Here is a 26,343-nt window from a genome sequence, read left to right as displayed (position 1 = left end):
CACCCTGAAAGACCATGCAAAAATCCTGCTCATCATCCATGCCGCGCCCTATGGCAGCGAGCGTTGCCTGTCCGCCCTGCGCCTGGCCCTGGCGCTGATGGGGCGCGAGGGCGAGAAGCCGCAGCTCGACGTGTTCCTGATGTCCGACGCCACCGTGCTCGGCCTGCCTAACCAGCAGGACGCCTCGGGCAACACCCTGCAGCAGATGGTGGAGCAGCTGGTGGCCCAGCAGGTGCCGGTGAAGGTGTGCAAGACTTGCGCCGGCAACCGCGGCCTGCTTTCGCTGCAGCTGATCGGCGGCGTCACCGTCGGCACGCTGGCCGAACTGGCCGACGCCACCATGGCGGCCGACAAGGTCATCACCTTCTGACGCCGCGCTTGCGGGCGCTGCGGCTGTACGCCGGCCCGGCCGCGTACCGCCACACGCGCTGCAGGCCAGCGGCTCGATCCCCTTCGTGCTGAAGGTGGTGCACGACATTCCGGGGCGCCACGCGGCGCCTACTGGGACGGCGGCATCACCGACTACCACCTGCACCTGGCCTATGTCGCTTCATCTTCGATAGCTGTCAGCGCCCGCCCAGCAAGCGCTGAAGGCCGATTTGATGCTGAATTTGCCACCACCGGCGCGCTGGTGCTGTACCCGCACTTCCAGCAGGCGGTGGTGCCCAGCTGGCTGGGCGAGAGCTCAAGTGGCGCCACCGCGCCACACCACCCCGAGCGCGTGCAGGCCTGGAGCAGTGCCGTGCAGGCGGCGCGGCAACTGGCGGACGAGTTCGAGGCCTGGCCGGCGCGGCCCGATCCGGCGCAGGTGCAGCCGCTCTGAGCGCCACGCGGGCGCCGCGCCGCGGCGGCTTATAACGTCATCCCGGCGTAGGCCGGGATCCATGTTTCTCCGCACACGCTGTCTGGATTCCGGCCCCGTAGCGCGGTACGGGGCAGGCTTTGCGCCGGAATGACGAGATAGGGCAGCTTTGATCTGGAATTGGAATTACATCGACTCGGCCAGCATCTGCCGGTAGTCGTCGGCGCTGGCGATGCGCGGGTTGGTCTTGTGGCAGTGGTCAAGCTGGGCGTGCTCGATCACGCCAGCCCACAGGTCTTCGGTCACGCCCATGGCGGCCAGGCCGGTGGACAGGCCCAGGCGCGCGGTCATGTCGTGCACGGCGTCGGCCACGTCGCTGCCGGCGGGCAGGCCCATGGCCTGGGCCATGCGCGCCAGGCGGTCTTCCTTCTGGATGCTTTCGGCCCCAGCGTTGAAGCGGATCACGGCGGGCAGGAACACCGCATTCAGCGTGCCGTGGTGCAGGCGTGGGTTGGCGCCGCCCAGGCTGTGGCTCAGCGAATGCACCGCGCCCAGGCCTTTCTGAAAGCCCAGCGCGCCGTGCATGCTGGCGGCCATCATGTTCAGGCGCGCTTCGCGGTCGCTGCCGTCCTTCGTCGCGCGCTCGATGTGGGCCCAGCCGCGGCGCAGGCCCTCCAGCGCAATGCCGTCGGCCACCGGGTTGAAGGCGGGGGCCATGAACACCTCCATGCAGTGCGCGATGGCGTCCATGCCGGTGGCGGCGGTCAGCATGGGCGGCAGGCCCAGGGTGAGCGCCGGGTCGCAGATGGCGGCCCGGGGCATCAGGCCCAGCTGTGAAAACCCAGCTTGCGACCATCGTCGACGATGACGATGGCGCCGCGCGCCACCTCGCTCCCGGTGCCGGCGGTGGTGGGCACGGCGATCAGCGGCGCGGCCGCCTCGGTGATCTTGGGGCTGCCGCCTTCGATGGTGGCGTAGGTCTTCAGCGGGCCGGGGTGCGTGGCGGCAATGGCCACGCCCTTGGCGCAGTCGATGGCGCTGCCGCCGCCCACGGCGATCAGGCCGTCGCAACGCTCGCGCTGGTAGATCTCGGTGGCGGCGCGCACGGCGGCCTCGGTGGGGTTGGGCGGCGTGCCGTCGAACACGGCATGCGGCAGGCCCTGCAGGGCGTCGATCACCGGCTGCAGCACGCCGGCGGCACGCACGCCCGCGTCGGTCACGATCAGCGGCCGCGTGATGCCCACGCGCTGGCACTGCGCCGGCAGTTGCTGCACGGCGCCGTAGTCGAACTCGATCTGGGTGAGGTATTGGATGAGGGCCATGGGTGGATTTCCAAAGTACGATGTTCAGGTTTCATTATTCAGTCAAACCCACAGGAGATCGCTACATGAAGTCCCGCACACTACAAGCCCTGGCCCTGGGGGCCGCCGTGTCGGTGCTGGCCGGCTGCGCCAGCACCTCGGCCCCGGTGGTGGCCAACACGCCCGGCTGCCTGGACGACGTCGCCGTCAACCGCCTGCTGGGCGACTACAACGCCCGCCGCCCGGCCGCCAACCTGCCGGAGAACCTGACCATGGTCGACGCCAACTGCACCCGCAGCAAGCTGCAGCAGCGCCTGGCTGGCCAGGCCGGCCGCCTGGCGGGCTACAAGGCGGGCCTGACCAACCCGGCAGTGCAAAAGCGCTTCAACACCACCGAGCCGGTGTGGGGCGCGCTGTACACCAACATGCTGCTGAACAGCGGCGCCACCGTGGACGCCGCCTTCGGCGCCCGCCCGCTGTACGAGGCCGACCTGTTGGTGCGCGTGAAGAGCGCCGCCATCAACAACGCCAAGACCCCGGCCGAGGTGCTGGCGCAGGTGGACCAGATCATTCCCTTCATCGAACTGCCCGACCTGGTGGTGGAGACCCCCGCCAAGGTCAACGGCGCCGCGTTGAGCGCGCTGAACGTGGGTGCGCGCCTGGGCGTGCGCGGCGCGCCGCTGATGGTGCCGCAGGACGCCGTGGGCCAGGCCCGCGTGCTGAACGAGCTGCGCGACATGAACGTGCACCTGGTCGATGCCGCCGATGCGCCGCTGGGCGGCGGCAAGGGCAGCGACGTTCTGGGCCACCCACTGAACGCGGTGGTGTGGCTGGCGCAGGCGCTGAAGGCCGAAGGCCTGTCGCTGCGGCCGGGGCAGGTGGTCAGCCTGGGTTCGTTCTCGGCCCTGCTGCCGCCCAAGGCCGGCCAGAAGGTGACCGCGCATTACGACGGCGTGACCGGCCTGCAGCCGGTGACGGTGAGCTTCCGCTGATCGCCCAGGCATGCGCTGGAGCTATACCAATGATAGCTGCCAGCGCTTGCTGCATCAGCGCTGCAGGCCGATTTGGCTTGAAACCTGTGCCGGGCACGGTGCGCCGCCGTGGTGCGCCCTGAAGCTGGCGCGACAACCGCCCGGCCGGCCACCGCGCTGAGCAGTGGATTGCCCCTTCGGGCGCCACCCACAGGAGATCGTTCGCATGACCCGCATTCCGTCCCTCGCGGCCCTGGCACTGGCCGCCGTTGCGTTCTCGCCGCTGGCGCAGGCGCAGTACGACCAGCCCATCGGCCAGCCGCTGGGCCAGCCCTGGGGCACCGTGCCCTTCGGCAACCCGACCTATGGCAGTCCGGGGTACGACCCCTACGGCGGCCCCGGCATCACCTGCGAAAGCCGTGACGGCGGCTTTCAGGAGTGCGGCACGCCCTTCCGCGGCCGGCCGGTGATTGCGGAAACCCTCTCGTCCGCGGCCTGCATCGAAGGCCAGACCTGGGGCACGCGCGGCGTCGGCTCCGTCTGGGTGATGAATGGCTGCCGCGCCCGCTTTGCCGACACCTACGGCGGCCAGGCCGGCGTGGGTGGCTATGGCGACACGCGCTACACCGTGCGCTGCGAGAGCGACCAGGGCCGGCGGCGCGACTGCCAGGCGCCGGTGGCGGCACGCCTGACCCTGCTGCGCCAGATCTCCGACGCGCCCTGCATCGAGGGGCAGACCTGGGGCAGCCATTTCAACGGCCAGGTGTGGGTCAGCGGTGGCTGCCGTGGCGACTTCGGGCCCGCGCAGGGTTGGGTCAATCCGGACTACGGCACCGCCGCCAATGCCTACCGCTGCGAAAGCGAACAAGGCCGCCACCAGGAATGCCGCGCGCCGGCGCCCGGGCGCCAGATGCTGGTGCGCCAGTTGTCCGAAACCGCCTGCGTCGAAGGCCAGACCTGGGGCAGCCGCGACGGCGGCGTCTGGGTGCGCGGTGGCTGCCGGGGCGAGTTTGCTGCCGCCGACTGGGGCGGACGCAGCCCCGGCTACGGCCGCACCGTGGTCTGCGAAAGCGTGGAGCAACGTCTGAACCGCTGCAACTGGGACCCGCGCTGGGGCCGGCCGGCGCTGATCGACCAGCTCTCGCAAGACAGCTGCCGCGAAGGCCGCAGCTGGGGCTACGACGGCCGCGAGATCTGGGTCGACCGGGGCTGCCGCGGACGCTTCGGGGCACGCTGACGGCGCCGCGCCGCGCCGCGCCGCGCCGCGCCGCGGCGTGCAGCGGTGCGGCGCACCCTTTCCGTCACTACGTTATCAATAGCTGCCAGCTCCCGCCAGCAGGGCGCTGGCAGCTTATTTCATCATGAATCACTCGCCCGACATCCACGCCCGCCTGACCCCCGCCATGCGCCTGCTGGTCGAGCGCATGGCGCAGGCGCCTTACCCGCCCATGCACACGCTGACGGCGCAGCAGGCCAAGGCCGCCTACGCCAAGTCCATCGGCGTGCTCGACGTGCCCAAGCCCGAACTGGCGCGCGTGGAGGAGGTGCGCATCCCGGCGCGCGACGGCCACGCCTTGCCCGCGCGCCTGGTCGCGCCCAGTACTGACACCGGCCTCCCCGTGCTGCTGTACACCCACGGCGGCGGCTTCACCATCGGCAGCATAGAATCGCACGACACCTTTTGCCGCGTGCTCAGCGCAACCAGCGGCGCCGCCGTGCTGTCGCTCGACTACCGCCTGGCGCCCGAATGGCGCTTTCCCACCGCGGTGCACGACGCCTGGGATGCGCTGCACTGGCTGGCGGGCGAGGGCGGTCGCGCCCTGGGCCTCGATACCACGCGCATCGCCGTCGGCGGCGATTCGGCCGGCGGCACGCTGGCGGCCGTCAGCGCCGTGCACGCGCGCGACGCGGGGCTGAAGCTGGCGCTGCAACTGCTCATCTACCCCGGCACCACCGACCACCAGGACACCGACTCGCACGCGCTGTTCGCGCACGGTCCGGTGCTCGACAAGGCGCTGATCGACTGGTTCTTCCACCACTACATCGACAGCGTGGACCGCAGCGACTGGCGCTTTGCGCCGCTGAAAAGCGCCGACGTCGATAGCGTGGCCCCCGCCTGGGTGGGCCTGGCCGAATGCGACCCGCTGGTGGACGAGGGCGTGGCCTACGCCGACAAGCTGCGCGCCGCCGGCGTGCCGGTCGATCTGGAGATCTACCGCGGCGTGGTGCACGGCTTCATCACCATGGGCCGCGCCATTGCCGAGGCGCGGCAGCTGCACCAGGATGCGGCGGCGGCGCTGCGGCAGGCCTTTGGACTGCCAGCACCATGATCCCGGGTGGGAGCGGGCTTGCCCGCGATAGGGCGCTGCCGTAAGGCCGAGGCCCTATCGCGGGCAAGCCCGCTCCCACAGAACTTTAAGATCCATAGCTGCCAGCGCCCGCCGCCAAAGCGCTGGCCGCTGATTTGACTGAGAACAGGCAAACCGCCATGAAACCCACCGACTTCCGTCACCACCACCGCCTGCGCGTGCGCTGGGCCGAGGTGGACATGCAAAAATCGTCTTCAACCCGCACTACCTGGCCTATTTCGACTGCGCCATCAGCGACTACTGGCGCGCGCTGGCCATGCCTTATGCCGCGGCCATGCAGCGGCTGGGCGGCGACATCTTTCTGCGCAAGACGGCGGTGGAGTTCAACGCCTCGGCCGAGATGGACGACCGGCTCGACATCGGCTTGCGCTGCGACCGCATCGGCGCCTCGTCGATGACCTTCGTGGGCGGCATCTTCCGTGGCGATCGATTGCTGACGGCAGGCGAGCTGGTCTACGTGTTCGCCGACCCGGCCACGCAGACCTCGCGGCCGGTGCCGGCGCCGCTGCGCGCGCTGATCGAGGCCTACGAAGCCGGCCAGCCCGTGACCCATGTGCAGACCGGCGACTGGGCCGCGCTGGGCGACGCGGCGCGGGCTCTGCGCACGGCGGTGTTCATCGAGGAGCAGGGCATCGCCCGCGCGGACGAGTGGGACGAGGCCGATGCCACGGCCGTGCACGCCGTCGTCACCAACCTGCTGGGCATGCCCGTGGCCACCGGGCGCCTGCTGCAGCAAGCGCCGGGCGAGGGCCGCATCGGCCGCATGGCGGTGGACCGCGCGCTGCGCGGCAGCGGGGTGGGGCGGCAGCTGATCCAGGCGCTGCAGCAGGCCGCCTTCGAGCGCGGCGACCGCCGCATCGTGCTCAGCGCGCAGCGCAGTGCCGAAGGCTTCTACCAGCGGCTGGGTTATGTGCCCGAGGGCGCGCCGTACGACGAGGTGGGCATTGCACACATCGGCATGGCGCGGTCGTTTGAAAACCTTTGAACGCAGAAGATCGGCACATCTTCAAGGGCATGGCTTTCCCACCACACCGCTGGAGGGCGGAAACAAGCGATAGCCATTTGGCGCCATGTTGAAGTATCAATAACGTAGCTGCTTGCGCCCGTTATCTGGGCGCAAAAGCCTTTATCAACCATGCAAAAATCTGGGAAGTCCCCCCTTGCGGGAACCTCCTCAGCATCGCGCCGCGCCCAAGGCCGGCGGGCCGGCGGGCCGGCGTCGCCGCGCGTCAGAACCCCGCGCCCGGCACGTCCACGCGCGTGGTCCAGATCTGCGCCTCGCGCGCGGCCGCGCGGTGGTGCTCCATGAAGTCGGGCGCCACGCACAGGAACAGCGTGCGCCCGTCCGGCCCGCCCAGCGTGCAGGCAAAGGTGCCCTGCGCGCCGGTCGACACCTCCTGCAGCACGCGCCCGCCCTCGGCCACGCGCAGGGCGCGGTTGCCGATGGCGTCGGCCACCCACACGGCGCCTTCGGCGTCCAGCGCGCCGCCATCGGCGGCCACCTTGCCGCCGGCGATGTAGTCGTCCAGCTTGTCGCTTTGCACCAGCGGGCCGAACACCGCCCAGTCGCGGCGCGGGCCCAGGCTGCCGTCGGCGGCGATGTCGAAGGCCGACAGGCGGTTGCCCAGCGTTTCGTTGACGATCAGCGTGCGGCCGTCGGGCGTGGGCAGGATGGCGTTGGGAAAGTAGAGGTCGCGCGCCGCCTCGTGCACGCTGCCGTCGGGGTCGACGCGCGCCAGGCTGGCCGTCTGCACCCCGCCGCCGCCCATCAGATCGAAGCCGAAGTTGCCCACCCAGGCGCGGCCCTGGGCATCCACGGCCATGTCGTTGCAGTGGCCGGTGGCGATGTTCGACAGGTCGGCGTGCGTCACCAGCTGGCCATCGGCCTCGCGCCGCAGCACGCGGCGGTCGCGCATGGAGACGATCAGCAGCCGCCCATCCGGCAGCCAGCCCAGGCCCGAGGGCTGGCCCGGCACGTCGGCGATTTTTTCGACGCGGCCCTGCAGATCGCAGGCGATGACCTGGTGCGTGTAGAAGTCCGACAGCCACAGCCGGCCGTCGTGCCAGCGCGGGCCCTCGAAGAAGCTGTAGCCGGAGAGCAGGGTGTCGAAAGCGGGCATGGCGGTGTCTCCTCGTGGTGGTGTTGTGCCGGGCATGATAGGCCGGTCACGGCGATACCGCCTTCCACCGGCGTCCTGGCGGGCCGGCGGGCCTGCACGCGACGCTCTTATTCCAATTCCAGATCAAAGCTGCCATATCTCGTCATTCCGGCGCAAAGCCTGCCCCGTACCGCGATACGGGGCCAGAATCCAGACGGCGTGTGCGGAGAAACATGGATCCCGGCCTTCGCCGGGATGACGGCGATTGACGCGTTGAATTGCAGATGGAATTACTTGCGCCCTGCCCAGGCACGGCGGCCCAGCCATGCCACCGCGCCAACCAGCAACCACCGGGCCAAGGGGTGGTTCACGGGCACGGCGGTCACGCCCTGGGGCGCCGCCCGGGTGCTGACGCTGGCCGTGCCTGTGGCCGGCGGCACGGCCACCAGGCCGTTGACCGGGTCGGCGGTTGCGGTGGCGGTGTTGCTGACCTGTCCGGCTGTGACGTCCGCGGCGTTGAGCGTGTAGGTGGCGGTGGCCGTGGCCTGCGCGCCCACGGGCAGGGTGCCGGGGTTGGCCGCATCGGGCCAGGTGATGGTGAGGGTCGAAAGGCCGGCCAGCGGGTCGGTCAGCACCACACCGCTCAGCGGCACGTTGCCGGCGTTGGTGGCGGTGAGGGTGTAGGTCACCACGTCGCCCGCATCGCCCTGCGTGCCGTTGCCATTGGTGTCGGCCACGGCGGCGGTCTTGGCCAGGGTGAGCTGCGGCGCCGGCGTGGGCAGCACGGGCTGGCTGGCCGTGGCCGTGGCGGGCGGCACGGCCACCTTGCCGTTGACCGGATCGGCGGTCACGCTGGCGGTGTTGCTGACCTGCCCGGCCGTCGCGTCCGTGACACTGAGCGTGTAGGTGGCGGTGGCGGTGGCCTGCGCGCCCACGGGCAGGGTGCCGGGATTGGCCGCATCGGGCCAGGTGATGGTGAGGGTCGAAAGGCCGGCCAGCGGGTCGGTGAGCACCACGCCGCTCAGCGGCACGTTGCCGGCGTTGGTGGCGGTGAGGGTATAGGTCACCACGTCGCCCGCGTCGCCTTGCGAGCCGTTGCCATTGGTGTCGGCCACGGCAGCGGTCTTGGCCAGGGTGAGCTGCGGCGCAGGCGTGGGCAGCACGGGCTGGGTGATGCTGTCGCTGCCCCGCGGCGTGACGCCGCCCACGGGGTTGGCCGTGGCGGTGACGGTGTTGCTCATCTGGCCCGATGCCGCGTCCGCGGGGTCAAGGTGTAGGTGGCCGTGGCGGTGGCCTCGGTGTTGACGGGCAGGGTGCCGGGGTTGGCCGGGTCGGGCCAGGTGATGGCGAGGGCCGAGAGGCCGGCCAGCGGGTCGGTCAGGCTCACGCCGGTGAGGGCGACGTTGCCGTTGTTGCGCACCGTGAAGGCGTAGGTCACCAGGTCGCCGGCATCGCCGGTGACGCCGTTGTCGTTGGTGTCGGCCACGCCGGCGATGTCTTTGCCCACCACCAGGCTGGGCTGTGCGCTCAGGCTGTTGCTGAAGGTGCAGACGATGGGCGCGGCGCCGGCGCCCAGCGCGCCCACGGTGAGGGTGAAGCCGCTCAGGCCGACGTCGCCCGTGCATTGCAGGCCGGCGTGGTAGGTGGCCGTGGCGGGCGTGAAGGTTTCGGCCAACTCGATCACGTCGCCGGCGAAAACGGTGGTGGGCGTGGCGTCGGTGGTGGTCTGGCCGCCCGGCGCGTTGGCGGCGGCCGTGGCGGTGGAGCTGAGCGAGTCGATCTGCGTGCGCACGGCGGGCGTGCCGGCCACACGGGTGGCGGTCAGCGTCGCGGTGTTGCCCACGGTGGCGCCGGCCCAGTGCTTTTTCAGCGTGAGCGTGGTGGCGGGGCAGTCGAGATCGTCGACGGTGATCGATGCGTTGTCGAAATTGGTGGGGTTCGACATGTAGATGGCGTAGGTGATCTTGTCGCCAGGCACCACGGTGGCGGTGCCGGATACCTGCGTCCAGCGATTCCACGGCAATGCGGGGGTGAACTCACGGACGCGAGCAACACGCCCTCTCCGTCCACGGGCTGCACCCGACTGCCGGCCACCTGAACGTTGCCGCGCAGCAGGCGTACCGTGCCGCTGCCGCCGGTGCCGGTGTCGCGGCTGGAGAAATAGCCGGAGAACCGGAGCGTGCGCGGTCGGGTGTCACCGCTGCCGCAGCTGGGCACGACGAGGGTCTGGTACAGCTCGTTGACGCCGTCGATGTCCAGGTAATGCCGGCGAGTGCCGTTGGGGTTGGCCACCTCGGCATCGAAGTTGACGTTGATGCCGTAGTTGCAGGTGCCGCCGCCGGTTCGACCCAGGGCCGGGTCCACCGTCGTGCCACCGTCGACGGCGATGACGTTGGTGCGGCCACCGCCCGCCAACTGCCAGGGCGTGACCGACGCCCCCAGGTTATTGGCGCAAAGGGAGGGCGGCGGATTGTTCTCGAAGCCGCCGTTGACGAGAAGGTTGGCCGAAGGGGTCTGGGCCAGCGCCGGGGTGACCAGCGCCGCCAGCAGGCAGGCCCCGAACCAGGCGCCGCGCAGTTGCGCCACGGCGCGGTTGCGGGCAATGTCCGGGACACATGCCGGGTGATAGTGCGATGCCAGAGGGGGTGAGATGCGCACGGTGCGTTCCTGTCGTGTTGGAGGGCGCCGGCTGCCCATGCCGCTTGCGGGCACGGCAGCCGGCTTGGTGGTTCGCCCTTGGCGCCTGAGCGTAACGCGCCACATGGGGCGCGCCTATCGCAACAGGCGGCGGTGTGATTTTATCACGCCGGCGAGCGGCCGCGCTTGTGGGTGGCGACGCTTGGAAAGTGCGCCGTTGCAGCGCTTCCAGGTCGCGGGCCAGAGCCCTCTCGCGCCGGGGTTTTCAGCAAATGCTCAGATGTCTTCCGCGAGCGGGTACGGAATCGCCAGCCCCGTCAGCGCCGGGCCGATGGCGCTGCCGACGTGCAGTGCGGCGCCAGCCGCCACCTCGGCCACCTGCAGCACGGCGATCACCGCTGCAGCGTCGTCTGCCGCGGCGGCTTGCGCAATCTGGCCCACGGGCTGATCGGGGTCGGCCGCCGAGAACACCTCCTGCCCTGCCTGCGCCGCACCCGCCACGTGGCCGACGTAGGCACGCCGCTTGATGGCGCCGCGGAACTGGCTGCGCGCCACCACTTCCTGGCCGGGGTAGCAGCCTTTCTTGAAGTTCACGCCGCCCACGCTTTCGTAGTTCAGCATCTGCGGCACGAAGGCCTCGACCACCGGCGGCGTGATGCGCGCCACGCCGGCCAGCACCTCGGCCAGCAGCCAGTCGGCTTCGGTCAGGGCGCCACGCCGGCGGGCAGGGCGCTGCCGGCGGGCGCCAACCACAGCGTGCGTGCCACGCCGCCTGCGGCGGGCAGGGCGATGCGGTGCGCTGGTTTTTCGGCATCGTTTTGGGCCTCAGCGCCCGCCCCATCGGCGCTGGCAGCTATCAAATCAGGAGTTTCGCCGAGTTGCCCCCAGACCGCGTAATCCCCGGTCGCGTCGCTCAGCTTGAGCCTGGCGCGCAGCACGAACATCGACAGGCGCTTGAGCGTGGCGGGCAGGGTGTCGGCGCTGGTCACCAGCAGCAGTTCGTCGGGCGCGGTCTTCAGCACCTGAAAGCTGGCCAGCATGCGGCCCTTGGCGCTGCAGAAGGCGGCCAGGCGCGCCTCGCCCTGCTTCATCAGCACCACGTCCTGCGTCAGTTGGCCCTGCAGGAAGGTGGCGGCGTCTTCGCCCCGGGCGCGGATGACGCCCAGGTGGGACAGGGGGCGATGCCGTTCGATGCGGCGACGGCGGGAAAGGCAGATACGGACTCGGACATGGGCTGAATTATCATGGCCGGCTCGTTTTCAGGACGTTCATAGCCCCGTGCGAACCCTATTCAAATTGCTGGCATTGCTGCTGGCGCTGGCCCTGGCGGCCGGCGGCTGGGCCTGGTGGTGGACGCAGCAGCCGCTGCCGCTGGCGGCCGAGAAGGTCGAGATCAGCGTGCCGCAGGGCGCCTCGCTGCGCACCGCCGCCGCCAAGGCGGTGGAAGGCGGCGTGCGCACCAACGCCGATCTGCTGCACGCGTTCTTCCGCTTCGCGGTGGGCGAGCAGACCATCAAGCCCGGCGACTACGCCGTCACGCGCGGCATGACGCCGGGCGACCTGCTGGGCAAGCTGGTGCGCGGCGACCGCATCGTGCTGACGGTGACGCTGGTGGAAGGCTGGACGTTCAAGCAGTTCCGAGACGCGCTCTCCAAAGCCGAGCATCTGCGGCACGACACGCAAGGCATGGCGCCGGCCGAGATCATGAAGGCGCTGGGCAAGCCGGGCGTGGCACCCGAGGGGCGCTTCTTCCCCGACACCTTCCACTACTTCAAGAACGCCAGCGATGTGGACGTGCTGCGCCAGTCGCTGCAGTTGATGGACCGGCGCCTGCAGGCCGCCTGGGACGCGCGCGCGCCCGGCCTGCCGCTGAAGTCGCCCGACGAGGCGCTGATCCTGGCCAGCATCGTCGAGAAGGAAACCGGCCAGGCCGGCGACCGGCCCGAGATCGCCGGTGTGTTCATCAACCGCCTGCGCATCGGCATGCGGCTGCAGACCGACCCGACCGTGATCTACGGCCTGGGCGATGCGTTCGACGGCAACCTGCGCCGCAGCCACCTGACCGCCGACACGCCCTTCAACACCTACACCCGCGCCGGCCTGCCGCCTACGCCGATTGCCATGCCCGGCAAGGCCTCGCTGATGGCGGCGGTGCAGCCGGCGCAGACCAAGTCGCTGTACTTCGTGGCGCGCGGCGACGGCAGCAGCAAGTTCAGCGAATCGCTGCAGGACCACAACCGTGCGGTCAACAAGTACCAGCGCGGCGGCGGCGCGCCCGCCCCGGCTCCGGCCGCCAGCGGCAACTGATGGCGGCGATGGCGACGATGGCGCAGACGGGCCTGTTCATCAGCTTCGAGGGCATCGACGGTGCCGGCAAGTCGACCCACATCGACGCGCTGGCCGACGCCCTGCGCGCTACCGGCCGCACCGTGGTGCTGACGCGCGAGCCCGGCGGCACGCCGCTGGCCGAGCAGATCCGCGCGCTGGCGCTGCACCAGCCCATGGACGCGCTGACCGAGGCGCTGCTGATGTTCGCCGCCCGGCGCGACCACATCCGCCAGGTCATCGCCCCGGCGCTGACACGCGGCGACGCGGTGCTGTGCGACCGCTTCACCGACGCGACCTTTGCCTACCAGGGCGGCGGGCGCGGGCTCGACTGGCAGTCGCTATCAAAATTGGAGCTTCTGGTGCAGGATACACGGGAGCTGGAGGCCGATTTGACCCATAAACCGCTGCTGCAGCCCGATCTGACCATCTGGTTCGATCTGCCACCCGCCGTGGCCGCCGAGCGCCTGGTGGGCGCGCGTGTGCCCGACAAGTTCGAGGCGCAACCGGCCGCCTTCTTCGACGCCGTGCGCGCCGGCTACGCCCGCCGCGCCGGCGAGGCCCCGCGCGCTTCGCCCGCATCGACGCCGATCAGCCGCGCGACGCCGTGTGGCGCGACGTGCAGGCGGCGGTGCAGGGCAGGGGATGGCTGTGAGCGCGCCGGCCCCTGGATTGCGCGCCAGCTGGAAAGCCTGCTGGCCCAGCGCGGCCACGCCTGGCTGCTGCAGGGCCCGTCGGGTCTGGGCCAGTTCGAACTGGCTGAAGCCCTGGTGCGCGCCTGGCTGTGCGATGCCCCCACGCCCCAGGGCGCGTGCGGCAAGTGCGCCAGCTGCCACGGCATCGACGTGCACACGCACCCCGACCTGGTGGTGCTGATGCCCGAGACCGACATGATTGCGCGCGGCTGGCCGCTGCCCGAAAAGGCGCAATCCGACATTGACGACAAGAAGCGCAAGCCCAGCAAGGAGATCCGTGTCGATGCCATGCGCGACGCCATCGAATTCGCCCAGCGCACCAGCGGGCGCGGGCGCGGCAAGGCGGTGCTGGTGTACCCGGCCGAGCGCATGAACCAGGTCACCGCCAACGCCCTGCTCAAGACGCTGGAAGAGCCGCCGGGCGACGTGCGCTTCGTGCTGGCCACCGACGCGGCGCACCTGCTGCTGCCCACCATTCGCAGCCGCTGCCTGGGCCACACCCTGCTGTGGCCGGACGCGGACGAGGCGCTGCCGTGGCTGAGCGCGCAGGGCATCGCGGCCGGGGAGGGCGCCGCCCTGCTGCGCGCCGGCGGCGGGCGGCCGGCCGAAGCCCTGGCGCTGGCGCAGGGCAAGGACAGCGCGCGCCGCTGGGCACTGCTGCCACGGGCACTGGCGCAGGGCGAGGCCAGCGCGCTGGCCGATCTGCCACTGCCCGAAGCCGTGGCACGGCTGCAGAAGCTGTGCCACGACCTGCTGGCGTTGCAGGTGGGTGCCGCGCCGCGCTTCTTCGACCGCGCCGATCTGCCCGAGCGGCCGCTGCCCGTGGGCGCGCTCACCAAGTGGTGGCAGCAGCTGGCGCAGTCGACACGCACCGCCGAACATCCCTTAAACCCCGGTTTGGCGACAGAATTCCTGGTCAGCAGTGCACGGCAGGCCCTAAACTCGCGTCGCTGAACCCCTTTTGCACCGTCATGTCCACCAGCCCGAGCCAGAACGCCGCCCTGTCCACGCCCCGACCCAGCGTCATCCAGCTGGCGATCAAGGAAAAGGCGGCGCTGTACGCAGCCTACATCCCGATGTTCGCGGAAGGGGGCATCTTCATTCCCTCGGCGCGCGATCACAAACTGGGCGACGACGTGTACGTGCTGATCACGCTGCCGGACGACCCGCAGCGCTACCCGGTGGCCGGCAAGGTGGCCTGGATCACCCCGGCGCGCGCGACCGGCAACCGCACGCAGGGCGTGGGCATCCGCTTTCCGAAAGACGAGAAGTCGGAGCAGCTCAAGGTCAAGATCGAGCAGATTCTCGGCTCCGCACTGAGCTCGGACCGACCGACGCAGACCATCTGACGCGGGGGCTGCGGCCGGCCGGACGCGGCTCGCGCCGACAGCGCGCCTGCATGGGCGGTGCTAGCATCGAAATCAGTCATTTTTCTGCCAGCGCGCCGACGGGTTCGGCCGCTTGGCCTTGTGCATGTTCACCGATTCCCACTGCCACCTGACATTCCCCGAACTGGCGGGCGACATGGCCGGACTGCGCGCCGCCATGGCCGCTGCGCAAGTCACGCGCGCCTTGTGCATCAGCACCACGATGGAGGAGTTTCCGTCGGTGCAGGCGCTGGCCGCGCGCTACGACAACTTCTGGGCCACGGCCGGCGTGCACCCCGACAGCGAGGACGTGCACGAGCCGAGCGTCGATGAACTGGTGGCCGCCACCCGCCTGCCGCGCGTGGTGGCGGTGGGCGAGACCGGCCTGGATTACTACCAGATGGAAGAGCGCAAGGGCGGCCGCAGCATTGCCGACCTGGCATGGCAGCGCGAGCGTTTCCGCACCCACATCCGCGCCGCACGGCAGGCCGGCGTGCCGCTGGTCATACACACGCGCGCGGCGTCCGAAGACACGCTCGGCATCCTGAAGGAAGAGGGCGAGGAGGGCGGCCCCGGCAGTGCCGGCGGCGTGTTTCATTGCTTCACCGAAACGCGCGAGGTGGCCCGCGCCGCGCTGGACCTGGGCTTCTACGTGTCGCTGTCGGGCATCGTCACCTTCAAGAACGCCCGCGAACTGCACGAGGTGGCCGCGCTGGTGCCCGATGATCGCCTGCTGATCGAAACCGACGCACCCTACCTGGCGCCGGTGCCTTACCGCGGCAAGGTCAACACGCCGGCCTACGTGCCGCACGTGGCTGCGCGCCTGGCCGAGCTGCGCGGCACCACGGTCGAACGCATCGGCGAGATCACCAGCGCCAATTTCACCCGCTTGTTTCCGAGGGTTTCATCATGATCCGCAACGTCCGCAAGAGCATCACTGCCGTCGCATTCGGCCTGTTCACCGTCGCCGCCCTGGCCGATTCCGGCGCCTTCTTCCGCGCCATCAAGCAGGACAACGACGTCGCCATGCGCAGCCTGCTGGCCAGCGGGGTCGACCCCAACACCAAGGACGAAAAGGGCGTGCCGGGCCTGTACATGGCGCTGCAGGAAGGCTCGCTGCGTGTGGCCAGGCTGCTGATCGATTCGCCGCGGCTGAAACCCGAAACCCGCAACGCCACGGACGAAAGCCCGCTGATGATGGCCGCGCTGAAGGGCCACCTCGATCTGGCGCGGCAGCTGATCGCCAGGGATGCCGACGTCAACAAACCCGGCTGGACACCGCTGCATTACGCCGCCACCGGCGGTCATCTGGACATCATGCGCCTGCTGCTCGAAGAGCACGCCTTCATCGACGCTCAATCGCCCAACGGCACCACGCCGCTGATGATGGCCGCGTCGTACGGCACGCCGGAAGCCGTCAAACTGCTCATCGAAGCCGGCGCCGACATCCACATGCGCAACCAGAAAGGCTTGAGCGCCCTCGACTTCGCCCGCCGCGCCGAGCGCCGCGATTCGGTGGAACTGATGGAAACGGCGCTGCGCTGGTCGCAGCAGAAGCAAGGGCCGCGCGGACAGTGGTGATTGCCGGACGGCGCGCAGACCACTAAGCACTAAGCTGATGCGCAGCAGCCGGAAGGCCGCGAACGGGATGGCGTGGCGACCAGCTTCCCGGTTACGTAAACACCGCTCGGTGACGTGAAGATGCTTCGCGCAGTCGGCCCGCGACCCGCCGAGTGATCGGTACATGGCGCGCAGCTTGCGGCTTCGCTCGACGCGGCTTTGCACCACGTGGCCGGGTGGCCGACGCGGTGGCTTCACTTCATACGATGTGCATTATGTTAATAATAAACGAGGTGAAGCAGGATCAATCTGGGTCTCTACCTAAATTGCTGCGCTCGCGTCATCGAACAGATACGGCCCCTGGCCTGCTGAATCGCCGGAGCTGACGTTGAACGCCACCACTGGCGCGCTGAAGTCGCTGAAAGACGCACCCAGTGCGATCTCGCCGGTCGAGTGCAGAACGCAGTCGTTGCGCCGCAGCTGGACTTCGGCGTCGGGGTTCTCGCTGAAACGCACCCAGGTGCCGAAGCTGCTCAGGTCGGTCAGCACGAAGGCACCGTTGATGAACTCCAGGCGCGCGTGGCTGCGCGACACCCGCTGGTCCTTCACGACAAAGCCGCTGTCCGGAATGCGCCCGATGAACACCGGCAGTTGTGCGGCCGTGAACACCCGGGTCGTGCCGAACCAGGCCAGTGCGATGCTGCCGCCACTGCCGGCACCCGCACGTTGCGCCTCGGGCAACATGCCGCGCACGGTCATCAAGTCTGTCGTGACATCCTCGCTCCACTCGATCTGGAAGATCGACCGGGGCTCGGTCAATCCGCGCACGTTGATCATGCCCAGCGAGCGGTAACGCGCCGCGTCCATCACCCCGGGTTCGAGGTGGCCGGATTTGACGGCCGCTTCGCGATCCTGGCGCAGTTCGGCGATGACGCCCTCGTCTGCCCAGATGCCGTTGGCACCCGCCATGTCGGACAGGCGTGCCGCCAGGTTCACCGGGTCGCCATACACGTCGTCGTCGCGCTGCACCACGTCGCCGGAGGCCATGCCGATCTTCAGGCGCATGCGCAGCGGCTCGGGCCATTTTTCCAGGCGTTCGGTGTGGCTTTGCTGCAGGAAGATGGCCGATTCGACAGCCTTGGCACTGCGCGAGAACTGCGCCAGCACGCCATCGCCCAGAAACTTCACGGTGCGCCCTTCATGGGCCTCGCACACACGGCCGATCCACTGTGTCACCTTGGAGATGACATCGGCCACCTGGGCGTTCCCGAGCGCTTCATACGCGGCAGTGCTGCCGGTGAGGTCGATGAAGACCATGGTGGCGCGAACGTTCATCTGGACTGGTTTCCGATGGGAGCGGTCATGTAAAGCCGTTGCATTGGCAGGAATTCCCTTGTCTCGCCGCGGGCAATTGGCCTCAAAAATGATAGCACCCGACAGCCCTTGGGGCCAAGCATGATGCTGCCCAGGGTGGCGAACGCGTTGTTTTTCACGGAATCCGTGGTTGGTCCGCCGCGTCAGGGTGGCGTCAGCACAAGCGCTTCGCTATGATCGTAACCGTTGGTTATTAACGAAACTTCATGGTAACAACACCGATGAGATGGTTCAAGCACGGGTGGGTGTCTGCCCTGTATGGCCGCTTGTCCAGGCCGCAGGAGCCTGATGCGGAGCGCCTGGCGCACCGGATGGAAGATATCCGCATGGCCATGCTGGACATGCTGGGCGATCCCGGCGCGCAGCAATACCCGCAGGTCGCCCGCCGCATTCGTGCCGGTGGCGATGCCCTGGCGCTGTGGTACGCCCGCGCCGACTTGATGGCCGCCCTCGCCGGCCTGCATGGCGAGCAGGTGGCGCGCACGCGCATGGTCAGCCTGTCGGCCATGTTCGAGGGCATGTTGCCCAGGGGCATGGTGTCGCGCCCCACCACGATCCGGGCCTGATCGGCTGCGGCCGGCCGCGGCAGGCTGCGCTGCGGTTCAGTGCTGGTGCCCCCACAGCACCAGCGCTTCCCTGCCCTCCACCAGCACGTCCACCGGCAGTCCCACGGGCAGCAGCACCTTGGTGGGCACATGGCCGAAGGGCAGGCCCGTGAGCACGGGCACCTTCAGCCGGCTGCGCAGTTCCGCGACGACCTTGGCCAGCGAATAGCCCTTGTCATGGACGCTCAGGCTGTATTCGGTGAACTGGCCGAGCACGATCAGCTTCTGCCGCGCCAGCACGCCGGCGTGCAGCAATTGCAGCAGCATGCGTTCGATGCGGTAGGGGTGCTCACCCACGTCTTCCAGAAACAGCACGCCGCCCTTCACCTCGGGCCACCACGGCGTGCCCAGCAGCGACAGCACCATCGCCAGGTTACCGCCCCACAGCGGCGCCTGGCGCGCCACCAGGCCGTCCTTGCCGTTCAGCGCGGCGATGTCCGCGGCGGGCAGGCGCCAGCCCGTGCCTTCGCTGCTGCCGCTGACCATGTCGTCGAAGCAGGCCAGCATGATCTCGTCGGGGCCGCCCTGCCCGTTCGCACTGCCCAGCCCGCCATGGCCTTCGGCCGCGTCGCCGGCATCGGTGGCGCCGAAGCCCTCGCACACCGCCGGGCCGGCCCAGGTGACGGCGCCGGCCTTCTTCATCAGCGCCAGCTGCACCACCGTAAAGTCGCTGAAGCCGACAAAGCGCGTGCCGCGCTCGATGGCGCGGGCCATGGCCTTGTACGGAATCTGCTCCAGGATGCGCGTCAGCCCATAGCCGCCGCGCGAGATGAGCGCCACATCGGCCCCGCTGGCCGCGGCCCGCCCGATGGCGGCCAGGCGCGTGTCGTCGTCGCCGGCAAAGCGCTGCCAGCTGGCCAGTGCCGAGGGATCGACCTCGACCTCATGCCCCAGCGCCTTGAGCCGCGCCACACCGCGCTTGAAAGCCGCGCGGTCGCGCACAGCGCCGGAAGGGGAATACACGTAGACATGGGCCATGGCACGGCTTCTTTCAAATCAAATTGGCCTTTTGCGCAGACCAGTCCTGCGCAGGCAGCTATCAAAATTATAGATCGTCGCCCGGCTGACGCGGCGGTGAGGCGAAGTGCCGCAGCGCCCGCTCGGCAATCTGGCGACCATGCTCGGGCACGAAATGGCCCGCCTCGGGCAGCAGCCACGGTTCGGAGCAACCACGGATGTCGGCGTGCAGCGCGCGCATCACCGGTTCGCCCAGCACCGGGTCTTGCGTGCCGATCACCATCAGGCTGCGGCCCTGCCAGTCGTGCTGCCAGAAGTCGCGCGCGGCGCGCGAGAGGGCCGCGCCGTCGTCATCCGGCCGCTCGGGCACCAGGGCCGGAAACGCGCGCGTCGCGGCGCGGTGCCCGGCATCCGGGAACGGCGCGCCGTAGGCCGCGCTTTCGGCCGCGCTCAACTGCGGGTTGCCGCGCGCCAGCAGGCGGCCGATGTCGAACGCCGGGTTCCTGGCGCACCAGTCGCGCCAGGCCAGAAAGCCCGCCGACAGCGGCGCCTCACCCGTCGCCAGCGTGGTGTTCATCACCAGCAGGCCGGCGTAGCGCCGGGGCGCTGCCATGGGCAGCGTCAGGCCCAGCAGGCCGCCCCAGTCCTGCACCACCAGCACCACGTTGTGCAGGTCCAGCCGCTCGACGAGTTCGAGCAGCACCTGACGGTGCCAGCTGAACGTGTGCGCGTCTTCCTTCTTCGGCTTGTCGCTCTTGCCGAAGCCGATCAGATCGGGCGCTACCACGCGGTGGCCGGCAGCGGTGAAGACGGGGATCATGTGCCGCCACAGGTAGCTCCACGCCGGGTTGCCGTGCAGGCACAGCCAAGTGCGCGGGGCGTCGGGCGGGCCTTCGTCCAGGTAATGCAGGCGCAGGCCGGCCAGCGCCGGCAGATCGCAGACGTAGTGCGGCACCCACGGGTAGCCGGGCAAGTTGTTGAACGCCGAGTCGGGCGGGCGCAGCGCGTCGTCGCGCAAGGGGCTGGCGTTCACGCGGCGCGGCTTGAAGAAATCGCGCAGCAGCGCCGCGCATTCATCGGCCAGCACGCCGCCCTGCACCTGCGTATGGTGGTTCAGGCGCGGTTCGGCAAACAGGTTCAGCACCGAGCCGGCGGCGCCGGTCTTGGGGTCGGCCGCGCCGTACACCACGCGCCCCACCCGCGCGTGCAGCATGGCGCCGGCGCACATGGCGCAGGGCTCCAGCGTCACGTACAAGGTGCAGCCGTCGAGCCGGTAGTTGCCCAGCGCGGCCGCGGCGGCGCGCAGCGCCACGATCTCGGCGTGCGCGCTCGGGTCGTGCGTGCCGATGGGGGCATTGCGGCCGGTGGCGATCATGCGCCCGTCCCTCACCACCACGGCGCCCACCGGCACCTCGCCCGCGGCGGCGGCGGCCCGGGCTTCGGCCAGCGCCAGACGCATGGCGTCGGCATCGTTGGTCAGCACGGCTTCGGGCATGGTGGTTGCTTCAATATCAATAGCTGCCGGCGCTTGATGGGCGGACGCTGGAGGCCTATTTGGCTTGAAATCGCGCGCGCACGTCGTCACCGGGCATCGTCAGGCACGTCGCGCGGCTGCGCCTTCATGGCGGCGTCCAGCGCCTCCTTGTACTGCTGCTGAATCTGCCGGCTCTGGTCGCGCACGGTGGCGGGCGGCGCATCGGCACCGGTCGATGCGGCGGGCGGCGGCGGCGCCGGCACGCTGGCGCGCGTGGCGCCCAGTTGCTGCTTCGCCAGCAAGCCCACGATGACCAGCGCGGCCACCAGGCCCAGCAAACCGAAGATGCGCATGGCTCAGTTCCCTCCTTGGTTGATGCGGTCCGTCATGCCCAGTGTCTCCATCCAGCCTGCCAGCGCGCGCTCGTTCGGCATGCCCTGGGCACAGGCGCTGTGCAGCGCCGCGTGCGACTCTTTCCGGTGCTGGTTCAGCTTGAGCTTGCACTGCCAGCTGGTCACTGTCAGCTCGAACGCGACGATGCCCTGCAGCAGCTTGCCCGCCAGTTCTTCGTCCAGCGCGCGCCATTGCGCGGCATAGGCCGGCTCGTGGTCGCCGATCAGGCATTTGAGCAGGCGCTCCTTGCCCGCCGCATCGTTGTGCGGCAGCAGGGTGGCCTGCACAGTGCAGTGCACGGCGACGTAGTTCCACGTCGGCACGCGCGCCAGATCGGGGTACACCTGCGGCGACATGTAGGCGTGCGGCCCCAGAAAGCTGACCACCGCGCGCGGCCGCGCCTGCAGATGGCGCCACTGCGGGTTGGGCCGGGCCACGTGCCCGAGCAGCGTGAAGCCCGCCGCGTCTTCCCCATCGGGCGATGCCTGGGGCTGCAGGTGCAGCGGCAGGTGCGTGACGAAGGGCAGGCCCTCGTCGTCGGTGGTGATCAGGCTGGCGAACGGGTGCTCGCGCATCACGCGGGCGGCAAGGCGCGCGTCGCGGCTGGCAAAGTAAGGGGGCAGGTACATGGCGTGTGTGCGGCATCGGGCCGCAGGCACGATTCTGGCGCAAGGCAAGCGGCGCCGGCGCGGCAGCGTTCGATGCTATGCTCCTGATAGCTGCCGGTGTCGATGGCATAAAGGCTGCATACGGAATTTCTTTCAGGGTGACCAATCGCCTAATGCAAGGTTGAGCGCGTGAGCCGCTCTCCTGTGCGGCCAGCCCCAGCGCATCAACCCGATGGATTCTTCAATGACGCCACCGCCCCAGCCCGAGCAGAACGCCCTGTTCGACGAGCCGCTGGCGCCGGCTGATGCACCCGCCGCCGAGCCCACAGCGCCCCGGCCCGCCCGCCGCCCGCGCGCTGGCGTTGAGGCCACCGCCGTGGGCGACGCCACCCGCACACTCGCCGCCGCCCTGCCCCACGGGCTGCACCTGGGCACCTCGTCGTGGCACTTTCCCGGCTGGGCCGGGCTGGTGTGGGGCGGCGACTACGCCGAGGCGACGCTGTCGAAGCACGGCCTGGTCGCCTACGCCCGGCACCCGCTGCTGCGCAGCGTCAGCCTCGACCGCGCGTTCTACCGCCCCTCACCGCCACCCAGTACGCGGGCTATGCCGCCCAGGTGCCGGCGCACTTCCGCTTCGTCGTCAAGGCGCCTGCGCTGGTGTGCGACGCGCAGGTGCGCGCCGAAGACGGCCGCGGCCGTGCGCCCAACCCGGCCTTCCTGAGCACGGAGCTGGCCATCCGCCAGTTCGTGCAGCCCGCGCTGGAAGGGCTGGGCGACAAGATCGGCGCGCTGGTGTTCCAGATCAGCCCCTTGCCACGCCACATGCTGGCGCGCCTGCCCGAGCTGATCGACCGCATCGGCGCCCTGCTGTCTGCCCTGCCCCGCCTGCAACCCGCTGCCCCCGGCGGCGTGATCGCGCTGGAAGTGCGGGATGCGGCCTTTCTGGCGCCTGAGCATGCCCCGCACCTGGCCCGCACCCTGCGCGCCGCGCGCGCCGCCAGCGGCAACCGTGTCACCTAGGGGTCTCCTCGTTTTCAGTGCAATAAGTGACGGTACGAAAAGCTAGCACTGGCGCGGAGGTGGTGTTGGTAGATCGTTGATTTCATTGACTTTCCTGTTCACTTTCAAATCTGCGATTCGTGGCGTCAAACCGTGGTCGGTTTCATCCATTGGTGCCAGTTATCGATGCATTTGGCCGCGAAGGCAGGATTTGGTCAGCATAGCGGTCAACCGGGAAGCGAAACACACCCCGCAAGTTGATGCTCTCCAGCCTGGTGGGCGCAATCTTCCCGATCAGTTCCGGTGGAATGACCTGGCGGCGGTTCGACCAGCGATCCAGGACCGCCTGCATCTGTGAGGTATTCCACGCCATCACGATGTTGGCCATCAGGCTCAACGCATCGGCCACAGCCTGCATTTCATCGACACGTTTGGCCTGCGCCGGGCTGATCCGGCCGGTATAAATGGCGCGCTTGAGGGCGTTAACAGCCTCGCCCCGATTGAGCACCCGGCGCAACTCGTTCCTGAAAGCGTCCTTGACAAAGTAGTCAGCCAAAAACGCCGTACGCAGCAACCGCCCCAATTGCACGCCAGCCTCATAGATTGGATCGCCCTGGGCGGCAGAACCGAACCGCGCAAGAGCTGCCACCGCACTGGCATGTCCGCTCATGACCGAGGCTGCCAGGTGCACCAGACTAGGGTCTCCTCGTTTTCAGTGCAATAAGTGACGGTACGCAAAGCTAGCACTGGCGCGGGGGTGGTCTGGGTAGACCGTTGATTTCATTGACTTTCCTGTTCGCTTTGTAAACGGGTATGGTGGCCTCCCACTTTTGAGGTTCACGATGCAGGGTTGGCACACAACGTTTTTGGGGATGCGTGGGCTCCCCGCGATATCAGCGACTTCGAGATGAAGGCATTTTTCACCTTCGATGGTGCCGAGCGCGACGCAATCAATGCACGCCGAGGTGATTCCCACAAGCTTGGTCTGGCGCTCCATATTGGTTTCCTGCGCATGAGTGGGCGTTTGCTCGGTGCCTTTCGGGTAATTCCAGTAGCCTTGTGGCGCCACCTTGGCAACGAGCTTGGCATTGCAGCACCAGAAGTCGCCTCGCTGAGAGCCATGTATGAACGCGGGCGCACGCTATTCGATCACCAACAAGTAGCCTGCACGGTCCTTGGATTCCAGTGGATGAGCGAGCACCAGCGCCGCTCACTGGTACGTGAACTGCGCGACGAAGTGGCGCGCTGCGCCGACCGCGATCAGCTACTCGTGCGGGCGCGTCAATGGCTGTACAAGAACAAGCTGGTGATCGTGCACGAGCGGGCAATTCGGACACTGATTGCGGCGGCACTTGCCCAGCTTGAAGTTGAAACAGGCACCGCCATCGCCGCCAGCGTTGATCCAGCAACACTTGATCGCTGGCGAGCCTCAGTTTCAGAGCTGCGCCCAGATGGACAAACCCAGCAGAGTTGGCTATGGGCTGCACCGGCGAAACACTCAACCCGCCAAATCAGCGAGGTACTGGAGCGCATCGACCTGCTTTACACGCTGGACGTTCATAAGCACCTGGCAGACATCCCCGATCTCATCTTGCGCCGCTACGCGCGCCGACTTGTCTCCAGGCCGCCCTCAGCCGGAGCCAAGATCAAAGAGCCAGCGCGCACCGTGGAGGTCGCATGCTTTCTTCGGTATTGCCTGTTCACCACCACAGACCAGTTGATCCTTATGGTGCAGCGCCGGATCGCCGATCTGTGGCGTCAGGCTGCCGCCGATGTCCCCGCTACCGTCAATTGGGCCGCAATGTACAAAACGCTGCTCGGCGAACTTGTTGCCTTGAGCGCGCAAGGTGCGGTGCCAGATGCTGAGTTGCGTGCCCGTCTTGAAGCCTTGATCACCGAAACCCAGAAACGCAAACCACCGAGCAGGGCCTCCCTGGTCCGCGAGGGATTGATTGATGGAATTCGCCCCGTGCGGTCGTTGCTCGTCGCCATTGCAAAGCTGCCCTGGCAGGCCACCGGCGAGCATCCTGCCATCGAGTACCTTGCCAAGCTGCAAGCTTTATATCTCAAAGGATCCAGAAAGCTGCCAGTTGAAGTGGTGGCACCAAGTCTGGGAATGATCTGGCAGGTTTCGATCTCCAGCCCAGACCGGGAACGGGCGTTTCAGGCGTTGGAGGTGGCCACCCTGTTTGCCCTGCGCCGCGCGGTGCGCAATGGCTCGGTCTGGATTGAGCACAGCCTGAGCTTTCGGGGTCGTGCGCGCTTGTTCTTCACGGACGAGCGTTGGCAGGCAGAGTCCAAGAAACACTATGCCCGTCTATCGTTACCCAGCAAGGCTGCCACTTTCTTGAAGCCTTTGCTGGCCAGAGTAACTGCCGGTGTCGATGCGGTGGCCGCTGCAGCCCGCAGTGGCGTACTGCGCGTGGATGATGAACTCCATTTGTCGCCATTGCCCGCAGAGGACGAAGACCCAGAAGTGACCAAGCTGCGCGCGGCTTTGGATCACCGCATCGGTGAGGTTCAATTGCCGGAAGTGATTCTGGCCGTTGACGCCCAGGTGCGCTTTAGCTGGATCATGCTCGGACGTGAGCCGCGCTCTACCGACGAGCTGCTGATGGTCTATGCCGGCATCATGGCCCACGGCACCAGTCTGACTGCGGTCGAATGCGCGCGCATGATTCCGCAATTGTCTGCCACCAGCATTCGCCAGGCCATGCGCTGGGCGCGGGACGAACGGCGTCTGAGCCAGGCCTGCCAGGCTGTGCTGGAATTCATGCAGCGACACCCGATTGCCGCCACCTGGGGGCGGTCCGATTTGGCATCTTCTGACATGATGAGCATGGAGACCACCAAACGGGTGTGGCAAGCCCGGCTTGATCCTCGGCGCAACACACCTTCCATTGGAATCTACTCCCATGTAAAAGACCGGTGGGGCATCTTCCATGCGCAGCCCTTTGTGCTCAATGAGCGCCAGGCGGGCGTGGCCATTGAAGGTGTCATCCGCCAAGAAAAGCTGGAGACCAGCCAGCTTGCTGTGGATACCCATGGCTACACCGACTTTGCCATGTCACATGCCCGTTTGCTTGGTTTTGATCTTTGCCCGCGGTTGAAGGAACTCAAACAGCGCCACCTCTTTGTGCCACGCGGCACCAAAGTGCCCGCAGAAATCGCTGCGGTGTGCGAAGCCAATGTCGACGTCGCTTTGATCGAAAAGCATTGGGATAGTCTGGTGCACCTGGCAGCCTCGGTCATGAGCGGACATGCCAGTGCGGTGGCAGCTCTTGCGCGGTTCGGTTCTGCCGCCCAGGGCGATCCAATCTATGAGGCTGGCGTGCAATTGGGGCGGTTGCTGCGTACGGCGTTTTTGGCTGACTACTTTGTCAAGGACGCTTTCAGGAACGAGTTGCGCCGGGTGCTCAATCGGGGCGAGGCTGTTAACGCCCTCAAGCGCGCCATTTATACCGGCCGGATCAGCCCGGCGCAGGCCAAACGTGTCGATGAAATGCAGGCTGTGGCCGATGCGTTGAGCCTGATGGCCAACATCGTGATGGCGTGGAATACCTCACAGATGCAGGCGGTCCTGGATCGCTGGTCGAACCGCCGCCAGGTCATTCCACCGGAACTGATCGGGAAGATTGCGCCCACCAGGCTGGAGAGCATCAACTTGCGGGGTGTGTTTCGCTTCCCGGTTGACCGCTATGCTGACCAAATCCTGCCTTCGCGGCCAAATGCATCGATAACTGGCACCAATGGATGAAACCGACCACGGTTTGACGCCACGAATCGCAGATTTGAAAGTGAACAGGA

The 26,343-nt window shown here is 68.3% G+C and carries 21 protein-coding genes and 7 pseudogenes; 16 read left to right on the top strand and 12 right to left on the bottom strand.

Annotated features, from left to right (window positions below; all coding sequences use genetic code 11):
- Positions 1 to 4 precede the first annotated feature (4 nt).
- Both H0I39_RS20670 and H0I39_RS24460 read left to right on the top strand, forming a co-directional pair.
- Positions 5 to 370: a DsrE/DsrF/TusD sulfur relay family protein gene (locus H0I39_RS20670; RefSeq protein WP_180551885.1), complete on the top strand. Its 366-nt coding sequence runs from the start codon at positions 5 to 7 to the stop codon at positions 368 to 370.
- A gap of 55 nt (positions 371 to 425) precedes the next feature.
- Positions 426 to 823: pseudogene (locus H0I39_RS24460) on the top strand (phospholipase); the annotation flags it as partial.
- Positions 824 to 988: 165 nt separating this feature from the next.
- Here H0I39_RS24460 and gbd read toward each other — a convergent pair.
- A pseudogene (gene gbd / locus H0I39_RS20660) lies at positions 989 to 2,124 on the bottom strand (4-hydroxybutyrate dehydrogenase).
- A 65-nt stretch (positions 2,125 to 2,189) separates the two neighbouring features.
- On the opposite strand from gbd, the gene H0I39_RS20655 reads away from it, so the two are divergent.
- The 4 genes and pseudogenes from H0I39_RS20655 to H0I39_RS20635 all read left to right on the top strand — a co-directional run bounded on the left by H0I39_RS20655 (position 2,190) and on the right by H0I39_RS20635 (position 6,428).
- Positions 2,190 to 3,095 (top strand): 2-keto-4-pentenoate hydratase, encoded by a 906-nt coding sequence (locus H0I39_RS20655; protein ID WP_180551510.1) that lies wholly within the window; start codon positions 2,190 to 2,192, stop codon positions 3,093 to 3,095.
- A gap of 205 nt (positions 3,096 to 3,300) precedes the next feature.
- Positions 3,301 to 4,311 carry a DUF3011 domain-containing protein gene (locus H0I39_RS22890; RefSeq protein WP_257646289.1) on the top strand — a complete coding sequence of 337 codons (1,011 nt, stop codon included), beginning with the start codon at positions 3,301 to 3,303 and terminating at the stop codon, positions 4,309 to 4,311.
- A gap of 124 nt (positions 4,312 to 4,435) precedes the next feature.
- Positions 4,436 to 5,404 (top strand): alpha/beta hydrolase, encoded by a 969-nt coding sequence (locus H0I39_RS20640; RefSeq protein ID WP_257645891.1) that lies wholly within the window; start codon positions 4,436 to 4,438, stop codon positions 5,402 to 5,404.
- 158 nt (positions 5,405 to 5,562) lie between these two features.
- Positions 5,563 to 6,428 (top strand): annotated as a pseudogene (locus H0I39_RS20635) (YbgC/FadM family acyl-CoA thioesterase).
- A gap of 244 nt (positions 6,429 to 6,672) precedes the next feature.
- On the opposite strand, the gene H0I39_RS20630 reads toward H0I39_RS20635, so the two are convergent.
- From H0I39_RS20630 to ygfZ, 5 genes and pseudogenes are all read right to left on the bottom strand, one after another.
- Complete coding sequence (locus H0I39_RS20630; protein ID WP_180551512.1) at positions 6,673 to 7,563, bottom strand: SMP-30/gluconolactonase/LRE family protein; 891 nt, start codon at positions 7,561 to 7,563, stop codon at positions 6,673 to 6,675.
- A 269-nt stretch (positions 7,564 to 7,832) separates the two neighbouring features.
- Complete coding sequence (locus H0I39_RS20625) at positions 7,833 to 8,783, bottom strand: CLIPPER-2 domain-containing protein (protein WP_180551917.1); 951 nt, start codon at positions 8,781 to 8,783, stop codon at positions 7,833 to 7,835.
- Positions 8,780 to 9,487 (bottom strand): CLIPPER-2 domain-containing protein, encoded by a 708-nt coding sequence (locus H0I39_RS20620; RefSeq protein WP_180551916.1) that lies wholly within the window; start codon positions 9,485 to 9,487, stop codon positions 8,780 to 8,782. The genes H0I39_RS20625 and H0I39_RS20620 overlap by 4 nt, the downstream gene beginning before the upstream one ends.
- Positions 9,409 to 10,200 (bottom strand): hypothetical protein, encoded by a 792-nt coding sequence (locus tag H0I39_RS20615; RefSeq protein WP_180551915.1) that lies wholly within the window; start codon positions 10,198 to 10,200, stop codon positions 9,409 to 9,411. The genes H0I39_RS20620 and H0I39_RS20615 overlap by 79 nt, the downstream gene beginning before the upstream one ends.
- Before the next feature lie 255 nt (positions 10,201 to 10,455).
- A pseudogene (gene ygfZ / locus H0I39_RS20610) lies at positions 10,456 to 11,372 on the bottom strand (CAF17-like 4Fe-4S cluster assembly/insertion protein YgfZ).
- An 85-nt stretch (positions 11,373 to 11,457) separates the two neighbouring features.
- Here ygfZ and mltG point away from each other — a divergent pair.
- The 6 genes and pseudogenes from mltG (at position 11,458) to H0I39_RS20580 (ending at position 16,147) form a co-directional block, all read left to right on the top strand.
- Positions 11,458 to 12,486 carry an endolytic transglycosylase MltG gene (gene mltG / locus H0I39_RS20605; RefSeq protein ID WP_308645894.1) on the top strand — a complete coding sequence of 343 codons (1,029 nt, stop codon included), beginning with the start codon at positions 11,458 to 11,460 and terminating at the stop codon, positions 12,484 to 12,486.
- A gap of 8 nt (positions 12,487 to 12,494) precedes the next feature.
- Positions 12,495 to 13,159, top strand: a pseudogene (gene tmk / locus H0I39_RS20600) (dTMP kinase).
- 16 nt (positions 13,160 to 13,175) lie between these two features.
- The gene (locus H0I39_RS20595; protein ID WP_308645959.1) at positions 13,176 to 14,153 is read left to right on the top strand and encodes a DNA polymerase III delta subunit-related protein; all 978 of its coding nucleotides are present in this window, start codon (positions 13,176 to 13,178) and stop codon (positions 14,151 to 14,153) included.
- Between the two features lie 17 nt (positions 14,154 to 14,170).
- Positions 14,171 to 14,548, top strand: coding sequence for a PilZ domain-containing protein (locus H0I39_RS20590; protein WP_180551516.1), 378 nt, complete (start codon positions 14,171 to 14,173; stop codon positions 14,546 to 14,548).
- 124 nt (positions 14,549 to 14,672) lie between these two features.
- Positions 14,673 to 15,479, top strand: a complete 807-nt coding sequence (locus tag H0I39_RS20585) for a TatD family hydrolase (protein WP_180551517.1) — start codon at positions 14,673 to 14,675, stop codon at positions 15,477 to 15,479.
- A complete protein-coding gene (locus H0I39_RS20580) occupies positions 15,476 to 16,147 on the top strand; it encodes an ankyrin repeat domain-containing protein (RefSeq protein WP_180551518.1) in 672 nt (223 codons plus the stop codon). Before H0I39_RS20585 ends, H0I39_RS20580 begins: the two co-directional genes overlap by 4 nt.
- A 300-nt stretch (positions 16,148 to 16,447) precedes the next feature.
- Here H0I39_RS20580 and H0I39_RS20575 read toward each other — a convergent pair whose 3' ends face one another.
- Positions 16,448 to 17,461: an FHA domain-containing protein gene (locus H0I39_RS20575; protein WP_180551519.1), complete on the bottom strand. Its 1,014-nt coding sequence runs from the start codon at positions 17,459 to 17,461 to the stop codon at positions 16,448 to 16,450.
- A gap of 350 nt (positions 17,462 to 17,811) precedes the next feature.
- Here H0I39_RS20575 and H0I39_RS20570 point away from each other — a divergent pair, with 350 nt between their 5' ends.
- Positions 17,812 to 18,066, top strand: coding sequence for a hypothetical protein (locus H0I39_RS20570; protein WP_180551520.1), 255 nt, complete (start codon positions 17,812 to 17,814; stop codon positions 18,064 to 18,066).
- 36 nt (positions 18,067 to 18,102) lie between these two features.
- Here H0I39_RS20570 and H0I39_RS20565 read toward each other — a convergent pair whose 3' ends face one another.
- From H0I39_RS20565 to H0I39_RS20550, 4 genes are all read right to left on the bottom strand, one after another.
- On the bottom strand, positions 18,103 to 19,083 hold the full coding sequence (locus tag H0I39_RS20565) for an LD-carboxypeptidase (RefSeq protein WP_180551521.1): 981 nt from the start codon (positions 19,081 to 19,083) through the stop codon (positions 18,103 to 18,105).
- Between the two features lie 67 nt (positions 19,084 to 19,150).
- Positions 19,151 to 20,557: a tRNA adenosine(34) deaminase TadA gene (tadA, locus tag H0I39_RS20560; RefSeq protein WP_180551522.1), complete on the bottom strand. Its 1,407-nt coding sequence runs from the start codon at positions 20,555 to 20,557 to the stop codon at positions 19,151 to 19,153.
- A gap of 86 nt (positions 20,558 to 20,643) precedes the next feature.
- Entirely contained in the window at positions 20,644 to 20,889 is a 246-nt protein-coding gene (locus tag H0I39_RS20555; RefSeq protein WP_180551523.1) for a hypothetical protein, read from the bottom strand.
- A 3-nt stretch (positions 20,890 to 20,892) separates the two neighbouring features.
- Positions 20,893 to 21,558, bottom strand: coding sequence for an FMN-binding negative transcriptional regulator (locus H0I39_RS20550; protein ID WP_180551524.1), 666 nt, complete (start codon positions 21,556 to 21,558; stop codon positions 20,893 to 20,895).
- A 223-nt stretch (positions 21,559 to 21,781) separates the two neighbouring features.
- Here H0I39_RS20550 and H0I39_RS23790 point away from each other — a divergent pair, with 223 nt between their 5' ends.
- A complete protein-coding gene (locus tag H0I39_RS23790) occupies positions 21,782 to 22,258 on the top strand; it encodes a DUF72 domain-containing protein (RefSeq protein WP_308645952.1) in 477 nt (158 codons plus the stop codon).
- The gene (locus H0I39_RS20545; protein ID WP_308645958.1) at positions 22,153 to 22,557 is read left to right on the top strand and encodes a DUF72 domain-containing protein; all 405 of its coding nucleotides are present in this window, start codon (positions 22,153 to 22,155) and stop codon (positions 22,555 to 22,557) included. Before H0I39_RS23790 ends, H0I39_RS20545 begins: the two co-directional genes overlap by 106 nt.
- A gap of 142 nt (positions 22,558 to 22,699) precedes the next feature.
- Here the strand turns inward: H0I39_RS20545 and H0I39_RS20540 are convergent.
- A pseudogene (locus H0I39_RS20540) lies at positions 22,700 to 23,233 on the bottom strand (Tn3 family transposase); the annotation flags it as partial.
- A 145-nt stretch (positions 23,234 to 23,378) separates the two neighbouring features.
- Here H0I39_RS20540 and H0I39_RS20535 point away from each other — a divergent pair.
- Positions 23,379 to 26,293 (top strand): annotated as a pseudogene (locus H0I39_RS20535) (Tn3-like element IS1071 family transposase).
- Positions 26,294 to 26,343 lie beyond the last annotated feature (50 nt).

The organism is Ottowia beijingensis, assembly GCF_013423955.1.
Taxonomy (GTDB): Bacteria; Pseudomonadota; Gammaproteobacteria; order Burkholderiales; family Burkholderiaceae_C; genus Ottowia; species Ottowia beijingensis.
The sequence above is the reverse complement of the archived record's forward strand: the minus strand, read 5'-3'. Positions and strand labels throughout refer to the sequence as shown.

What these genes read in the sequence shown, in the direction of transcription:
- H0I39_RS20655 (WP_180551510.1), top strand. Translation starts at nt 2,190, where the DNA reads ATGAAGTCCCGCACACTACAAGCCCTGGCCCTGGGGGCCGCCGTGTCG.
- H0I39_RS22890 (WP_257646289.1), top strand. Translation starts at nt 3,301, where the DNA reads ATGACCCGCATTCCGTCCCTCGCGGCCCTGGCACTGGCCGCCGTTGCG.
- H0I39_RS20640 (WP_257645891.1), top strand. Translation starts at nt 4,436, where the DNA reads ATGAATCACTCGCCCGACATCCACGCCCGCCTGACCCCCGCCATGCGC.
- H0I39_RS20630 (WP_180551512.1), bottom strand. Translation starts at nt 7,563, where the DNA reads ATGCCCGCTTTCGACACCCTGCTCTCCGGCTACAGCTTCTTCGAGGGC.
- H0I39_RS20625 (WP_180551917.1), bottom strand. Translation starts at nt 8,783, where the DNA reads ATGAGCAACACCGTCACCGCCACGGCCAACCCCGTGGGCGGCGTCACG.
- H0I39_RS20620 (WP_180551916.1), bottom strand. Translation starts at nt 9,487, where the DNA reads ATGTCGAACCCCACCAATTTCGACAACGCATCGATCACCGTCGACGAT.
- H0I39_RS20590 (WP_180551516.1), top strand. Translation starts at nt 14,171, where the DNA reads ATGTCCACCAGCCCGAGCCAGAACGCCGCCCTGTCCACGCCCCGACCC.
- H0I39_RS20585 (WP_180551517.1), top strand. Translation starts at nt 14,673, where the DNA reads ATGTTCACCGATTCCCACTGCCACCTGACATTCCCCGAACTGGCGGGC.
- H0I39_RS20580 (WP_180551518.1), top strand. Translation starts at nt 15,476, where the DNA reads ATGATCCGCAACGTCCGCAAGAGCATCACTGCCGTCGCATTCGGCCTG.
- H0I39_RS20575 (WP_180551519.1), bottom strand. Translation starts at nt 17,461, where the DNA reads ATGAACGTTCGCGCCACCATGGTCTTCATCGACCTCACCGGCAGCACT.
- H0I39_RS20570 (WP_180551520.1), top strand. Translation starts at nt 17,812, where the DNA reads ATGGAAGATATCCGCATGGCCATGCTGGACATGCTGGGCGATCCCGGC.
- H0I39_RS20565 (WP_180551521.1), bottom strand. Translation starts at nt 19,083, where the DNA reads ATGGCCCATGTCTACGTGTATTCCCCTTCCGGCGCTGTGCGCGACCGC.
- tadA (WP_180551522.1), bottom strand. Translation starts at nt 20,557, where the DNA reads ATGCCCGAAGCCGTGCTGACCAACGATGCCGACGCCATGCGTCTGGCG.
- H0I39_RS20555 (WP_180551523.1), bottom strand. Translation starts at nt 20,889, where the DNA reads ATGCGCATCTTCGGTTTGCTGGGCCTGGTGGCCGCGCTGGTCATCGTG.
- H0I39_RS20550 (WP_180551524.1), bottom strand. Translation starts at nt 21,558, where the DNA reads ATGTACCTGCCCCCTTACTTTGCCAGCCGCGACGCGCGCCTTGCCGCC.
- H0I39_RS23790 (WP_308645952.1), top strand. Translation starts at nt 21,782, where the DNA reads ATGACGCCACCGCCCCAGCCCGAGCAGAACGCCCTGTTCGACGAGCCG.